Consider the following 14,977-nt stretch of genomic DNA (forward strand, 5'->3'; position numbering starts at 1 on the left):
CTGGGGTTGATATGCAATACATCAAGATCCATGCGCTGGATAACGTCGCGGTTGCTTTAGCGGATTTGGCTGAAGGCACAGAAGTCAGTGTCGATAACCAGACTGTTACGCTGCGCCAGGATGTTGCTCGTGGACATAAATTTGCGTTAACGGATATCGCAAAAGGGGCCAACGTCATTAAATATGGCCTGCCGATTGGTTATGCATTGGCGGATATTGCAGCGGGGGAACACGTTCACGCCCACAATACGCGCACGAATCTGAGCGATCTGGATCAGTATCGCTATCAACCTGATTTTCAGGATCTGCCTGCGCAAGCGGCAGATCGTGAAGTGCAGATCTATCGTCGCGCTAACGGCGATGTCGGGGTGCGTAATGAGCTGTGGATCCTGCCAACCGTGGGCTGTGTCAACGGCATCGCGCGGCAGATCCAAAATCGTTTCCTGAAAGAGACCAACAACGCTGAAGGTACCGACGGCGTGTTCCTCTTCAGCCACACCTACGGCTGCTCACAACTGGGCGACGATCACATCAATACTCGCACCATGCTGCAAAACATGGTGCGCCACCCGAACGCGGGCGCAGTGCTGGTGATTGGTCTGGGTTGCGAAAATAACCAGGTTGCCGCATTCCGTGAAACGTTGGGCGATATCGATCCTGAACGCGTTCATTTCATGATCTGCCAACAGCAGGATGATGAAATCGAGGCCGGGATCGCGCATTTGCATCAGCTGTATAGCGTGATGCGCAACGATAAACGCGAGCCGGGCAAACTCAGCGAACTGAAGTTTGGTCTGGAGTGCGGTGGTTCTGACGGTCTTTCTGGTATTACTGCTAACCCGATGCTGGGGCGTTTCTCTGACTACGTGATTGCTAACGGCGGTACTACCGTACTGACCGAAGTGCCGGAGATGTTTGGCGCAGAGCAGTTGCTGATGGACCATTGTCGCGACGAAGCAACGTTTGAAAAACTGGTCACCATGGTCAATGACTTCAAGCAGTACTTTATTGCCCATGACCAGCCGATCTACGAAAACCCATCACCGGGGAACAAAGCAGGCGGTATCACCACGCTGGAAGATAAATCGCTTGGCTGTACCCAGAAAGCGGGTTCCAGTGTCGTGGTTGACGTGCTGCGTTACGGCGAGCGTCTGAAAACGCCGGGGCTGAACTTGTTAAGTGCGCCGGGTAACGATGCCGTAGCGACCAGCGCCCTGGCGGGTGCGGGCTGCCATATGGTGCTGTTCAGTACCGGTCGCGGCACGCCGTACGGCGGCTTTGTACCGACGGTGAAAATCGCCACCAACAGCGAACTGGCGGCGAAGAAAAAACACTGGATCGACTTTGACGCGGGTCAGCTGATCCACGGTAAAGCGATGCCGCAGTTGCTGGAAGAATTTATCGACACCATCGTTGAGTTTGCCAACGGTAAGCAAACCTGCAACGAGCGTAACGACTTCCGCGAACTGGCGATCTTCAAAAGCGGCGTAACGCTATAAAGTCGAAATGAGTTGTTAATAAAAAACGGCGTTTCATAATGTGAAGCGCCGTTTGCTTTTCCATACCTGCTAAGGATTTATCATGACCGCGTATTGGCTGGCCCAGGGCGTGGGTGTCATCGCCTTTCTGATTGGTATCACAACATTTTTCAATCGTGACGAACGTCGCTTCAAAAAGCAACTTTCGGTCTATAGCGCCGTTATTGGCGTACATTTTTTTCTTCTGGGCACCTATCCTGCCGGTGCCAGTGCCATCCTTAATGCCATTCGTACATTGATTACCTTACGCACGCGCAGCTTATGGGTAATGGCGATTTTTATTGTGCTGACTGGCGGAATTGGCCTCGCGAAGTTCCATCATCCTGTCGAACTATTGCCGGTAATCGGCACGATTGTCAGTACCTGGGCGCTGTTCCGCTGTAAAGGGCTGACCATGCGCTGCGTAATGTGGTTTTCAACGTGTTGCTGGGTGATTCACAACTTCTGGGCGGGGTCGATAGGCGGCACGATGATTGAAGGCAGTTTTCTGCTGATGAATGGCCTGAATATCATTCGTTTCTGGCGTATGCAGAGAAGGGGAATTGATCCGTTTAAAGTGGAGAAAACCCCTTCCGCCGTAGACGAAAGGGGCTAAGTATTAGTTACGCAGGGCGCTATTTGCCAGACGATCGTCTTCCGCCTGGCAAGCTGCCGCAGTGAACAGCACGTCAGTTGACGAGTTCAGCGCGGTTTCACAGGAGTCCTGCAATACGCCGATAATAAAGCCGACAGCAACCACCTGCATGGCGATATCGTTCGAAATACCGAACATATTACAGGCCAGTGGGATCAGCAACAGAGCCCCCCCCGCCACGCCGGATGCGCCACAGGCACACAGAGAAGCCACTACGCTCAACAGCAGCGCTGTGGGCAGATCAACCGGAATACCCAGCGTATTAACCGCAGCCAGCGTCAACACGGTAATGGTGATTGCTGCGCCCGCCATATTGATGGTGGCTCCCAGCGGAATAGAAACGGAATAGGTATCGCGATCCAGATTCAGCTTTTCACACAGCGCCATATTCACCGGAATGTTCGCCGCAGAGCTGCGGGTGAAGAAGGCATACACGCCGCTTTCGCGCAGGCACAGCAGCACCAGCGGGAACGGGTTACGACGAATTTTCCACCATACCAGCAGTGGGTTAACCACCAGCGCCACCAGCAGCATACAGCCAACCAGTACCACCAGCAGTTGCGCGTAGCCCCACAGCGTGGAGAAACCGGTGGTTGCCAGGGTAGAAGAAACCAGACCAAAAATACCGATCGGTGCGAAGTGAATCACCAGTTTCACCATAAAGGTAACGGCATTCGACATATCGTTGACCAGGTTTTTGGTGGTTTCGTTACCGTGACGCAGTGCGAAACCGAGGCCAATTGCCCACACCAGGATCCCGATATAGTTACCTTTCAGCAGCGCGTCAATGGGGTTGGAAACCATGCTCATTACCAGCCCGCGCATCACTTCTACAATGCCTGACGGCGGCGAAATATCATCCGCGCTACTGGACAAGTGCAGGGTAGAAGGGAAGGCAAAACTGAAGATTACTGCGGCTAGAGCAGCAGAGAAGGTGCCCAGCAGATAGAGGAACAAAATAGGGCGGATATTGGTTTTCTGCCCGTGCTGGTGGTTAGCAATAGATGCCATTACCAGCATCAACACCAGGATGGGGGCAACGGCTTTCAGTGCGCCGACGAACAAAGTACCTAACAGACCAACAGCTTCCGCCGCGGGTTTTGAGATCCATGCCAGAAGAATCCCCAGAATAAGGCCGGCCAGGATTTGTTTTACCAGGCTGCCATGAGCCAGACGCCGGAATAGCCCCGGTGAATGTTGCGTAGTCATTTTTCGATCCTTTCATTGTGTTGTCGCACATCCCTGGTGCGTTCTGTCGACGCATCTTTCAGGATGTAACAAAGTGTTTGCAAGGTCGAGTATAAGGAAAGTTACAGCTTCGGGAAGCGAAATATGCTGGATTTTAAAGAGAAGTCATATTTCGCAACTTAATGGTTACATTTGTTTGACATGAAAATAAAGCCCAACGTGCGGCTTCCAGACTGATGACAACGTCAAAAAAGTACTCGGTCAGTCCCCTCGCCCCTTTTGGGGAGAGGGAGAAAACGGTGCTCATGTTGATGACAGAGTACACGGCTTAGGCAGATTAAAAATTATTCTACCCGCTGCTTATCATGCCGATAATTCACCCAGGCGTTGATAATAAACGTCATCACCAGAATGCCAAACACCACGCCCAGCGAGACGGCGATCGGAATATGGTAGAAGTCGACAATCAGCATCTTGATACCGATAAACACCAGAATCACCGCCAGACCATATTTGAGCATCGAGAAACGCTCTGCCACACCTGCCAGCAGGAAATACATCGCACGCAGGCCGAGGATCGCAAACAGGTTTGAGGTCAGCACAATAAACGGATCGGTGGTCACGGCGAAGATAGCCGGAATACTATCCACGGCGAAAATCACGTCGCTCAACTCCACCAGAATCAGCACCAGCATCAGCGGCGTGGCATACAACAAACCATTTTTACGCACAAAGAAATGCTCGTTGTCGATGGTGTCGGTCATGCGCAAATGACCGCGTAGCCAGCGCACCAGCGGCTTGTCGCCAATGCCTGATTCATCTTCATGGGCGAGCGCCATCTTCACGCCGGTAAACAGCAGGAAGGCACCGAAGATATACAAGATCCAGTCGAACTGTGAAATCAGCCAGCTACCAGTGAAGATCATGATGGTACGCAGAACAATCGCCCCGAGTACGCCATACACCAGCACGCGGCGTTGTAATGCCGCCGGAACAGAGAAATAGCTGAACAACATCAGCCAGACAAAGACGTTATCGACCGCCAGCGATTTCTCAATCAGATAACCCGTGAGAAAGGCCAGTGCCTGTGGATCGGCAACGGCGCGACCTTCGGTTTGCACCAGATACCACCAGAAAGCGGCGTTAAACAGTAACGACAGCGTCACCCAGACCAGCGACCAGGCCGCAGCCTGTTTCATGGTCATGGCATGTGCCCCACGACGCCCCTGCAACAACAGGTCGATAGCCAGCATAATGGTGACAACAACAGCGAATCCGCCCCATAGCAACGGCGTGCCGACAGTATTCATAGAAGTTCCTTACACATAAAAAAACGGCCAACGTCGGAAGACGTCAGCCGCTGCTTTTTATGCATAGACCTCGCCTTCCGGCAAGGTCTCACTTACAACAAAAAAGGAATACGTCTGCGTATTCCTTTCGGGTTGCCCGGTGACCGGATGTGGTTTTTCACACATCGTAATGACGATCGACCGGCAATGAAGTTACTCCCCTTTGCAGGTAACAAAGTATGACAGACCATTCAGTCAGTCAATGGTCTGTTACATACCTTTTACACTGTTTTACTTTGGCAATTTATAGTTTTACGCTATCTGCCGGAAAAATCACCCCAGTCTGGCGGCGGATCTCGGTCAGCAGTTTGGCGGTGATGCGACTGACCGCCAGCCCTGGATGATCCACCAGATGCTCATCCACCAGGGTAGCGAACAGCTCTGCTTCGTAGAGCATGGTATTAATATGCTGCGGTTGGGTGAGATCCTGCATCTGGCTGCCACGCGGAACAAAGCAAACTTTCTGGCATTCAGACAGTTTTTCAATCACCAGCGATCCCGCTTCGCCCTGAATCTCGCTTGCCAGGACAGAATCGCTCACTTTTGAGTGCTGCAACGTAACGCTGAAATCACCGTAATCCATCACCACCACGCCGTGGGCATCTACGCCGCTTGCCAACAAACTGGCGGTTGCCTGCACGCTTTTCGGCTCACCAAATAACGCCACCGCTGACGCCAGACAGTAAAAGCCGATATCCATAATTGAACCGTTAGAGAATGCCGGATTAAAGGTGTTGGGATTCTCACCATCCAGGTAACGTTGATACCGCGAGGAATACTGGCAATAGTTGAAAAAGACTTTACGCAGTTTGCCGACTTTCGGCAGCGCCTGGCGTAACAGATGAAAGTTCGGCAGGTAGGCCGTTTTAAATGCCTCAAACAGCACCACCTGATTTTCCCGCGCACAGGCAATGGCGGCATCCACTTCCGCCAGATTCGACGCCAGCGGTTTCTCGCAAATCACATGAATTTTGTGACTAAGGAAAAGTTGTGTCTGGGAAAAGTGCAGGGAATTCGGGCTGGCAATATACACCGCGTCAATGGCATCGCTTTCTGCCATCGCTTCCAGCGACGTAAACAGATGCTCGACAGAAAAATCATTGGCGAAGTGCTGGGCCTGTTCAAGACTGCGGGAATAAACGGCGGTTAACTTGTATTTACCGCTCTCATGGGCGGCCTCGACGAACTGGCGAGTGATCCAGTTCGTACCAATCACAGCGAAACGTATCATAACGCGTGGATACTCCATAAAGGGATTCTCTCGTCACTGTAGCACGCCTTTTTTATCTTCGACGTGCGCAGATACGCATTATTCTTTTGCCGGACAGCCATGCTCACTAAACGGCCCAATCATAACCAACGGCCCGAGATATTTCGGCTGGCGATGGAGGATTTTTGCGTCAATCACCGCGCTGACACGAGCGAGTTTCTCCCGCAGTTGAGTATAAAAACCGTGCTTCATATTGAGGTCTGGCGCGTTAAAACCGATAGCGTCGATGCCGTATTGCTTTGCCAGCCAGATGGCGCGTTGATTATGAAATTCTTGCGAGATAATGGTGATATGGTTTTCACCAAACACCTTTTTGGCACGCACCACCGAATCAAGCGTTGAGAATCCGGCATAGTCGCAGAAGATCACTTTTGCTGGTACGCCTTTAGCGATCAAGGCCTGCTGCATTCCTGACGCTTCATCGTAATTTTTACGTCCGTTATCGCCACTAACTAACAGCCATTTCACTTTTCCGGCGTGGTACAACTCTGCTGCGGTATCAATACGTCGGGTAAAGTAGCGATTACCCGGCCTCGCCCCCAGCAATAAACCCACGTTCCGCGCCGGAACGGCGTTGACATCGCTCCAGGTCAGTTGTTGGCTGGCGTTGACCATAACGCGATCGGCAATAAAAAGGGTTGCTCCTGCTATAAGCAACAATAAACAGCCAATTTTAAGAGTCCGGCGAGAAAAACAAATACGGAGAAGAAGGCGGGCAAATGCGCGCAGCATGGTCGTCATCCTTAACGAAAGGGAGGAGGTCGATTTTAGGCGCTAAAGGAGGAAAAAATAACGCCTGACATCATTTTCAGATTTTGTCCTGCCCAAGCGACAACTGCGTTAGCCACAGCCGGGTGTCGAACTCAAGCTGGTGGTACTGCGGCTCCATATGGCAGCACAATTGATAGAACGCTTTGTTATGCTCTTTCTCCTTCAGGTGCGCCAACTCGTGCACCACGATCATGCGCAAAAACGGTTCCGGCGCGTTGCGAAACACGGTAGCGACGCGGATCTCCGCCTTTGCTTTCAGCTTGCCGCCCTGCACACGCGAAACAGCGGTATGTAACCCGAGCGCATTTTTCAGCACATGGATCTTGTTGTCATACATCACTTTAGTGATCGGCGGGGCATTGCGCAGAAACTGATTTTTAAGATCCTGAGTATATTGCCAGAGGGCTTTATCGGTGGCGTAGTCGTGTGTTCCCGGATAGCGTTTTGCCAGCACATCGCCCAGACGCTGTTCGTTTATCAGCGTTCGCACCTGGGAAAGTAGCTGCTCGGGATAACCCTGAAGATAAGTAAGATTGCTCATAACCGCCCACGAAAAAGAGAAAAAGGGTATACTCACGCACCCTTTTCAGGGGCAACGTCGAAATTTTATCATTCAGGAGGGCCGATGAGCCACTTAGACAACGGTTTCCGTTCACTGACACTACAACGTTTTCCGGCGACGGATGACGTAAACCCACTACAGGCGTGGGAAGCGGCGGATGAATATTTGCTGCAACAGTTGGACGACACAGAAATCCGCGGCCCGGTGTTGATCCTGAATGATGCCTTTGGTGCGTTAAGTTGTGCGCTGGCGGAACATAAGCCATACAGCATTGGCGACTCATACATCAGCGAACTGGCGACGCGCGAGAATTTACGCCTCAACGGGATTGATGAGTCGAGCGTGAAGTTTCTCGACAGCACCGCCGACTACCCGCAACAGCCGGGCGTGGTACTGATCAAAGTACCGAAAACACTGGCGTTGCTGGAACAACAACTGCGCGCGCTGCGCAAAGTGGTCACGCCGGATACACGTATTATTGCCGGTGCCAAAGCCCGTGACATCCACACTTCCACGCTGGAACTGTTCGAAAAAGTGCTCGGCCCGACCACCACCACGCTGGCATGGAAGAAAGCGCGCCTGATTAACTGCACCTTCAACGAACCGCCGTTGGCCGATGCGCCGCAGACCGTTAGCTGGAAGCTGGAAGGCACTGACTGGACTATCCACAACCATGCGAATGTTTTCTCCCGCACTGGGCTGGATATTGGCGCGCGCTTCTTTATGCAACATCTGCCAGAGAATCTCGAAGGTGAGATTGTCGATCTCGGTTGCGGTAATGGCGTTATTGGCCTGACATTGCTCGATAAAAACCCGCAGGCGAAAGTGGTGTTTGTCGATGAATCGCCGATGGCGGTTGCTTCCAGCCGGTTAAACGTAGAAACCAACATGCCCGAGGCGTTGGATCGCTGCGAGTTTATGATCAACAACGCGCTCTCCGGCGTGGAGCCTTTCCGTTTTAATGCTGTGCTCTGCAACCCGCCGTTTCATCAGCAACATGCGCTGACCGATAACGTCGCCTGGGAGATGTTCCACCATGCCCGCCGCTGCCTGAAAATCAACGGCGAGCTGTATATCGTTGCCAACCGTCACCTGGATTACTTCCATAAACTGAAGAAAATTTTCGGCAACTGCACCACCATCGCCACGAATAATAAATTTGTGGTGCTGAAAGCAGTGAAGCTGGGGCGTCGTCGGTAAGATTGGGGGTTACCTGCCGGATGCGGCGTAAACGCCTTATCCGGCATACGTTCAGCACATTACCCCCAGGTCGGATAAGACGCGGCAAGCGTCGCATCCGGCAATGTCTGCCCAGTTCTGGAATCGCGCTTCCATAAAACAAAAAATCCCTGTCACCATCCTCTACATTCTCTTGTTTAGCGTTGTTCAACGTTTATGCTACATACGTGAAGTTATGACGCATAAAGAATACGATTTCTTTACCGCCGTTCATCGTACTAAGGGGAAAAAATGATTGCGATTGCCGACATCTTGCAAGCAGGAGAAAAGCTAACTGCTGTGGCACCTTTTCTGGCGGGTATTCAGAACGAGGAACAATACACCCAGGCGCTGGAACTGGTAGATCATCTGCTGCTCAACGATCCTGAAAACCCCTTGCTGGATCTGGTGTGTGCCAAAATAACCGCGTGGGAAGAATCAGCGCCCGAATTTGCTGAATTTAATGCCATGGCGCAAGCCATGCCTGGCGGTATAGCTGTGATTCGTACCCTTATGGATCAATATGGTTTAACCCTTTCCGATCTTCCGGAAATTGGCAGTAAATCGATGGTGTCACGCGTTTTGAGCGGGAAGAGGAAATTAACGCTGGAACACGCTAAAAAACTGGCAACGCGATTCGGCATTTCTCCCGCCTTGTTTATTGATTAACGCGACGTGCCGGATGCGTCGCATCCGGCGCTTCAAACAACGATTTAAATCTCTAGCGCCAGCCGTGTTCCCTGGGCAATTGCCCGCCGTGCGTCCAGCTCCATAGCTACATCGCAGCCGCCAATTAAATGCACAGTTTTCCCACTATCAATCAGCGGTTGCGCCAATGCGCGGTTTGGCTCCTGCCCCGCGCAGATCACCACATTGTCCACTGCTAATACCTGCGTTTCGCCGTTGATCACTACATGCAGCCCGTCATCGTCGATCTTCTGGTAACTTACGCCTGGGATCATTTTCACGCCGCGTGAGAGCAGGGTGGTGCGATGGATCCAGCCGGTGGTTTTGCCTAACCCTTGTCCTGGTTTGCTGGCTTTGCGCTGGAGCATCACAATCTGCCGTGGGCTACGGGGGATCTGCATGCCTTGCGGACTCAAACCTCCGGCCTGTTGCAGGCTACTGTCGATTCCCCACTCATTACAGAACCCGGCGATATTCTGGCTGGTGGATTCGCCCGGCTGACTTAAATACATCGCCGTATCAAAACCAATTCCGCCACAACCGATGATGGCAACTTTGTTGCCCACCGGCGCTTTGTCGCGCAGTACATCGAGATAACTCAATACATTCGGATGATCGATCCCGTCGATAGGCGGAACGCGCGGCACGATCCCACTGGCGAGGATCGTTTCATCGAACGCCTGTAACTGATCCGCTGTCACGGTGTGATTGAGTTTTAGCGTCACACCCGTCACTTCGATCATCCGGCGGTAATAGCGCTGCGTTTCGTAAAACTCCTCTTTGCCGGGGATCTGTTTGGCGATATTAAACTGCCCGCCGATCTCGCTGTGCGCATCAAACAATGTTACCTGATGCCCACGCGCCGCCGCGTTAATGGCAAACGCCAGCCCAGCAGGTCCCGCACCGACCACCGCCAGATTTTTTTTCTGCACGGCAGGAAGGATTGGCATTTTGGTTTCATGGCAGGCGCGAGGATTCACCAGGCACGAGGTGACTTTGCCAACGAAGATCTGATCGAGACAGGCCTGGTTGCAGCCAATACAAGTGTTGATCTCATCGGCTCGTCCCGATTGCGCTTTTGACAGCAGTTCCGCATCAGCAAGAAACGGTCGCGCCATCGATACCATATCGGCATCGCCGCGCGAGAGAATATCGTCGGCAACCTGCGGATCGTTAATCCGGTTGGTGGTCACCAGCGGCAGCGAAACGTGGCCTTTCAGTTTGCGCGTGACCCAGCTAAAGGCACCGCGCGGCACGGGCGTGGCAATGGTCGGAATACGTGCTTCATGCCAGCCAATGCCGGTGTTGATAATGGTCGCGCCCGCCGCTTCAATGGCCTGCGCCAGCTCTACCATTTCGGCAAAAGTACCGCCGCCTTCGACCAGGTCGAGCATCGACAGTCGGTAGATAATAATGAAGTCGTTGCCGACACGTTCGCGCACCGCACGCACTACTTCTACGGCAAACCGCATCCGGTTGCGGTAATCGCCGCCCCACTGGTCACTACGCTGATTGGTGCGCAGCGTCAGAAATTCGTTGATCAAATACCCTTCGGACCCCATCACCTCTACACCGTCGTATCCTGCCTCCCGTGCCAATTGCGCGCAGTGGGCGAAATCGTCGATCAGTTGCAGGATCTCTTCATGGGTGAGTTCGTGAGGAACGAAACGGTTGATGGGGGCCTGCAATGCGGAGGGAGCGACCAGATGCGGTTGGTAGCTGTAGCGCCCGGTATGCAAAATTTGCAGGGCGATTTTGCCGCCTTCCTGATGTACGGCTTCGGTAATGGTGCGATGGTGTGGGATCTGGCTGGCGTCATTGAGCATTGCACCGCCTTCCATGCCAACGCCTGTTAAATCTGGTGCGATACCGCCGCTGACAATCAACGCCACGCCGTGACGGGCGCGTTCGGCATAAAACGCTGCCAGCCGTTCAGCGCCGTCCGGGTATTCCTCCAGCCCGGTGTGCATTGAACCCATCAACACGCGGTTTTTTAACGTGGTAAAACCTAAATCCAGCGGGGCGAACAGCGACGGGTAGCTCATAAAATTGTCCAGTATGTAAAATAATTGTTATGTGGTCGGATGAGTTCTAATTTAGCCGTCGCCGGAGAAAAGGGAAAAGGGGAGTGCGGGGTTTGTGATGGGATTCAAAAAGAATACGCCCGGTGGTAACGCCGGATGCGACGCTTGACGCGTCTTATCCGGCCTGGGGGATTGCACATGTAGGGCGGATAAGGCGTTTACGCCGCATCCGCCAGCCGTTGCTAATTACTGCTTACGAAAAAAATCGTTATACAACATATACAAATGCGCGGCACTCCAGGAGAAATTTGGTGCGCCTTGCTGCGCGCCAGTGAGCGGGTTGTAATTCTCCTGAATTGGGCCATCGGCGGTTAATCCTTTGGCGTGCCGGAAGAACGTATCAGCCAGTTTCAGGGCGTCATCGCGATAACCGTAACGCTCCATCCCTTTCAGACCAAACCAGAACTGATCCACCCATACGCGCCCGCGCCAGTAGATATCTGCGCCAAAGGCTGGGTTGGTTAACGCTGCCGTCCCCAGCGGGACAAAGGTGTTGAATTCTTTCGGATCCAGCATCACCTTCACCACCGCGTCGGCGTTGGCCTGCGTTGCCGCACCGTTAAACAGCGGTGACCAGCCTTCCGGCCCTTTACCGCGCTCGACAATCGGTTTGCCCGCGCAGCCGTTCGCCAGCGGTTTATCTTCAATACGCACGTCATAGTAGAACTGTGTAGTCGGGTCGAACATACAAGTGTTGATGTAGTCCGCGAGCTGTTGTGCTAACTGACGATAGCGTTTGGCCTCTTCCGGCTTACCGAGAATCGTCGCCATCTCCGCCAGATAATGGTTATCGCTGTACATATAGCTGGCCTGATCCACCGACTCCTGCAATAGCGAGTAGCCCAGCAACGTTCCGTCCTGACTGCGGTTCTCGGCGAATTTCACCGTCCAGTCGCTACGTTTGCCGCCGTTAGCGACATATTTATCCAACTGTTCTTTGTCGATAAACCCAAAGACGGCGGCATCATCACGCCCCGATTCCCACGACGCCGCAACCTGTGCCGGAATTTCCAGACTGTCGTACTGGCCTTTCTCCACCACGCGGGCGTAGTTGTTCAGCCCAGACTGCGTCTCTTCTTTATTGCCTTTTTTCACTGTAAACAGCATCTCGCCATTATCAGTATTGTGGGCTTTATCGCGGGTTGCGCCATATTCCGGTACGCCGTTGCCGTTGTGATCGCGGTTACGTAGCCACCAGTCGTGATAGGCCACCAGTTTCGGGTACATCTCTGCCAGCCAGGTTTTATCCTGGGTGACGTTGTACACTTCCATCACCGACCAGGCGGCAAGGCTGGGTTTGGTGTTACGTTCGTTCCAGTTGCCGCCATCGCCGCCACGCTCGGGGCTAAGGTTCCACGCTATCAGGTCGGGGACAAAGCCCACATCCTGCGGACGCACGCTGTCGCCTGGCTGGATCTGCCAGGAGAAGACCGCGCGGATATTCTCTTTGGCGATATCCGGATTGAAATGCGCCATCGCAAACGCCTGCTTCCAGGTATCCCACGGCCAGGTCTGATTGCCGGAGAACCAGCGCCCGGTCACCGACGGCGTGACGGTGTTATATTTCACCGCACCGCCCGGCGATCGCCAGTTACCGTTGAGCGTTTCGATGGCTTTCACCGCGACGCGCGTCTGTTCCGGCGTCGCATCCGGATTGGTTAACCCTTTCTTCAGATACTCTTCCCAGCGTTGCTGCGAGGCGGTGAGATAAAACGCCGGACGCGCCAGAATATCGCGGATCTGCATTTGCTCTTTGCTAACTTCCTGAGCGGTCAGCAGATGGGAGTAGGTGGTATAGAGCGTCGTCGAACTGTTGATATGCGCCTTACTGGTAAAGCGATTGCCGTTGATTTCAGTCTGCACTGGCAGGGATTTATGCACCTGATATTCTGATTCACCGGAGGTCAGCAGATCCCAGGTGGCGCGCACTTTGCCAAAGGTGACTTTCAGGCCATCACGGGTGGCGCTGATTTTGCGCTGATAGTCAGGGTACTCGCCAGCAATGGTTTTATCGGAAAGCGGTTTCCCTTCTTTCGCTTCCAGTTTTTCCAGCAGTTCACCATCCCACACCAGATCCAGCGGTTTATCGCTGGTGATTTTGGTTTCCAGTAGTGATGTGCGCGGCGTGGCGAAGCGCAGAATCATTTCGACCTGTACATCTTTCGATATCAACTTTTGCACCAGCGCGCCGGGAATACTGTATGCCTCCAGCGTGAAATCGACTTTCTTGCCGTCTTGCCAGACGGTCAGGCGATCGAAATTGCTGGCCATAAAGTTGATGTATTCTTCCGTCAGCAGCGCAACGCCAGGAAAGCCGCCCATAGTGTTCGGGCCGTCTGGCAACAGATGACCATGCCAGGCTCCGAGATCGAAAAACGGATTAAAACGCTGGTGATCGTCGTAATCGTAATCCTTCATGTACTGCGGCGCGCCAGTACGGTTAATCACGTTTTTATAATTGTCAGCGTTAGCGGCATGGGCGGAAAAGCTCATCAGCAGAGCACAGGCTACTGGCGTTAAAATGGTTTTTATTTTCATGAGATTACTGTCCTTATTACCAGTAAAAATATTGCATCAGGAAGAGTTGGTCGCTGGGATCGTGAGAGGCATTTTTCATGTAGAAGCGGCTATCAAAAGCCGTTGCGAAACGTCCGCCGCCGTATTCGTACCAGATACCAAACTGCATGAAAGAGGTGGTTTCATCGTCAGCGTGGTCAGGGCGATGTTTGGCGTAGGTGTAAGCGGTGGAGAGATAAACGCCCTTTAACGCTTCATACATGGCGCTCACCATCATCCCGCTTTCACTTCCCGATACGTCCAGCCCGTCGGCGCGTCCGGTATGGTGCCAGGCGCGAGCGGCAAAGTTAGGGGTAAGCAGGCCCGTGAGATAGAGTTGGCCTGTGCCGTCGGTGATTTCCAGACCGTTCATCCAGGTGATACCTTCTGCAAGGTCATACTGGATGTAACCGTTCATCATTGCCGGATAGGTGTATTTGTCGTCGTAGCGATCGTACTTGCCAAAATGTAGCCAGGCTTTGCTTTCGTCATGATGTCCGGCAGGTGTGGCGGTAACGCTATAACGAAAGTTGCCGCTTAAGTTCTGTACCTTCAGCGCAGTCATAATGTCGCGGGTATTGGGAATGACGTAGCCCAGATCGGGCGTGAAATCGCCCCACCATTGCAGGTCATCCAGCGAGGAATCCTGACGCAGACTGAGCATGATTTCGGTGCCATCATTGGTACGATAACCGCCATAGAAACGGTTAATCCCACCTTCGAAACCACCCCAGCTATGGTCAGGCACCCAGGCATTACCGTCGTGGTCGGCCTGCACGGTCCAGCCTTCGCCGTAAATCAGGCCGAACCAGGAGCCGTACTTCATCTCCAGGCCACCTTCAATATAGGTGCCGTCGCTGTATTTATGTTTATTCTCACCCTCTAAATCCATATACCCACCAACCCCTAATTCGCCGTAAAAACGAAATGAAGGAGAAGATGTCGAGGTCATTGCGGGGGTTTTTGTGTCGTCATGTTCTGCCGGACGTGCTTCATCAGCGGTCACAGAAAAGGCGTAGCAAAACGGCAGCGCAAGTAATGCTCTGCATGGTGCAGTGATTAATTTCATTATGTTAATCCATGAGCTAAAGAAAAAGTACAGCCTTTTATCGTTGTAATT

Annotated in this window: 12 protein-coding genes and 1 pseudogene; 5 read left to right on the plus strand and 8 right to left on the minus strand. The window is 52.9% G+C overall.

Translation table 11 applies throughout. The features are described 5' to 3' along the window. The first annotated feature begins 11 nt into the window (after window positions 1-11). The gene (gene uxaA, locus HBM92_RS03185; protein WP_001199372.1) at window positions 12-1,499 is read left to right on the plus strand and encodes an altronate dehydratase; all 1,488 of its coding nucleotides are present in this window, start codon (window positions 12-14) and stop codon (window positions 1,497-1,499) included. Window positions 1,500-1,581: 82 nt separating this feature from the next. Beyond that, window positions 1,582-2,133 (plus strand): YgjV family protein, encoded by a 552-nt coding sequence (locus HBM92_RS03190; RefSeq protein WP_000128143.1) that lies wholly within the window; start codon window positions 1,582-1,584, stop codon window positions 2,131-2,133. Between the two features lie 3 nt (window positions 2,134-2,136). Here HBM92_RS03190 and sstT read toward each other — a convergent pair whose 3' ends face one another. The 5 genes from sstT to HBM92_RS03215 form a co-directional block, all read right to left on the minus strand. Next, window positions 2,137-3,381, minus strand: coding sequence for a serine/threonine transporter SstT (sstT, locus tag HBM92_RS03195; protein ID WP_000211382.1), 1,245 nt, complete (start codon window positions 3,379-3,381; stop codon window positions 2,137-2,139). 323 nt (window positions 3,382-3,704) lie between these two features. Further along, on the minus strand, window positions 3,705-4,670 hold the full coding sequence (gene alx, locus HBM92_RS03200; RefSeq protein ID WP_001098826.1) for a TerC family membrane protein Alx: 966 nt from the start codon (window positions 4,668-4,670) through the stop codon (window positions 3,705-3,707). Between the two features lie 283 nt (window positions 4,671-4,953). Next, the gene (locus tag HBM92_RS03205; RefSeq protein ID WP_001529412.1) at window positions 4,954-5,940 is read right to left on the minus strand and encodes a Gfo/Idh/MocA family protein; all 987 of its coding nucleotides are present in this window, start codon (window positions 5,938-5,940) and stop codon (window positions 4,954-4,956) included. A 78-nt stretch (window positions 5,941-6,018) separates the two neighbouring features. Then, complete coding sequence (locus tag HBM92_RS03210; RefSeq protein WP_000942555.1) at window positions 6,019-6,711, minus strand: vancomycin high temperature exclusion protein; 693 nt, start codon at window positions 6,709-6,711, stop codon at window positions 6,019-6,021. A 76-nt stretch (window positions 6,712-6,787) separates the two neighbouring features. Then, on the minus strand, window positions 6,788-7,291 hold the full coding sequence (locus tag HBM92_RS03215) for a M48 family metallopeptidase (protein WP_001305117.1): 504 nt from the start codon (window positions 7,289-7,291) through the stop codon (window positions 6,788-6,790). A gap of 84 nt (window positions 7,292-7,375) precedes the next feature. On the opposite strand from HBM92_RS03215, the gene rlmG reads away from it, so the two are divergent. The 3 genes and pseudogenes from rlmG to higA all read left to right on the plus strand — a co-directional run bounded on the left by rlmG (window position 7,376) and on the right by higA (window position 9,199). Then, window positions 7,376-8,512, plus strand: coding sequence for a 23S rRNA (guanine(1835)-N(2))-methyltransferase RlmG (gene rlmG / locus HBM92_RS03220; protein ID WP_000018671.1), 1,137 nt, complete (start codon window positions 7,376-7,378; stop codon window positions 8,510-8,512). 196 nt (window positions 8,513-8,708) lie between these two features. Next, a pseudogene (locus HBM92_RS03225) lies at window positions 8,709-8,786 on the plus strand (type II toxin-antitoxin system HigB family toxin); the annotation flags it as partial. Next, window positions 8,783-9,199 carry a type II toxin-antitoxin system antitoxin HigA gene (gene higA / locus HBM92_RS03230; protein WP_000560266.1) on the plus strand — a complete coding sequence of 139 codons (417 nt, stop codon included), beginning with the start codon at window positions 8,783-8,785 and terminating at the stop codon, window positions 9,197-9,199. The pseudogene HBM92_RS03225 and the gene higA, both read left to right, overlap by 4 nt. A 44-nt stretch (window positions 9,200-9,243) precedes the next feature. Here higA and fadH read toward each other — a convergent pair whose 3' ends face one another. The 3 genes from fadH to ygjJ form a co-directional block, all read right to left on the minus strand. Beyond that, a complete protein-coding gene (gene fadH / locus HBM92_RS03235) occupies window positions 9,244-11,262 on the minus strand; it encodes an NADPH-dependent 2,4-dienoyl-CoA reductase (protein WP_000121468.1) in 2,019 nt (672 codons plus the stop codon). 225 nt (window positions 11,263-11,487) lie between these two features. Further along, window positions 11,488-13,839, minus strand: a complete 2,352-nt coding sequence (gene ygjK / locus HBM92_RS03240; RefSeq protein ID WP_000695438.1) for an alpha-glucosidase — start codon at window positions 13,837-13,839, stop codon at window positions 11,488-11,490. Between the two features lie 16 nt (window positions 13,840-13,855). Further along, window positions 13,856-14,926, minus strand: coding sequence for a protein YgjJ (gene ygjJ / locus HBM92_RS03245; protein ID WP_000767679.1), 1,071 nt, complete (start codon window positions 14,924-14,926; stop codon window positions 13,856-13,858). Window positions 14,927-14,977 lie beyond the last annotated feature (51 nt).

Origin of the sequence: Escherichia sp. E.sYA108, from assembly GCF_011754335.1 — a bacterium.
Classification (GTDB): domain Bacteria; phylum Pseudomonadota; class Gammaproteobacteria; order Enterobacterales; family Enterobacteriaceae; genus Escherichia; species Escherichia coli.

Bases quoted from the DNA above. Each gene is read 5' to 3' on its own strand.
- uxaA (WP_001199372.1), top strand. From the start codon at position 12: ATGCAATACATCAAGATCCATGCGCTGGATAACGTCGCGGTTGCTTTA.
- HBM92_RS03190 (WP_000128143.1), top strand. From the start codon at position 1,582: ATGACCGCGTATTGGCTGGCCCAGGGCGTGGGTGTCATCGCCTTTCTG.
- sstT (WP_000211382.1), bottom strand. From the start codon at position 3,381: ATGACTACGCAACATTCACCGGGGCTATTCCGGCGTCTGGCTCATGGC.
- alx (WP_001098826.1), bottom strand. From the start codon at position 4,670: ATGAATACTGTCGGCACGCCGTTGCTATGGGGCGGATTCGCTGTTGTT.
- HBM92_RS03205 (WP_001529412.1), bottom strand. From the start codon at position 5,940: ATGATACGTTTCGCTGTGATTGGTACGAACTGGATCACTCGCCAGTTC.
- HBM92_RS03210 (WP_000942555.1), bottom strand. From the start codon at position 6,711: ATGCTGCGCGCATTTGCCCGCCTTCTTCTCCGTATTTGTTTTTCTCGC.
- HBM92_RS03215 (WP_001305117.1), bottom strand. From the start codon at position 7,291: ATGAGCAATCTTACTTATCTTCAGGGTTATCCCGAGCAGCTACTTTCC.
- rlmG (WP_000018671.1), top strand. From the start codon at position 7,376: ATGAGCCACTTAGACAACGGTTTCCGTTCACTGACACTACAACGTTTT.
- higA (WP_000560266.1), top strand. From the start codon at position 8,783: ATGATTGCGATTGCCGACATCTTGCAAGCAGGAGAAAAGCTAACTGCT.
- fadH (WP_000121468.1), bottom strand. From the start codon at position 11,262: ATGAGCTACCCGTCGCTGTTCGCCCCGCTGGATTTAGGTTTTACCACG.
- ygjK (WP_000695438.1), bottom strand. From the start codon at position 13,839: ATGAAAATAAAAACCATTTTAACGCCAGTAGCCTGTGCTCTGCTGATG.
- ygjJ (WP_000767679.1), bottom strand. From the start codon at position 14,926: ATGAAATTAATCACTGCACCATGCAGAGCATTACTTGCGCTGCCGTTT.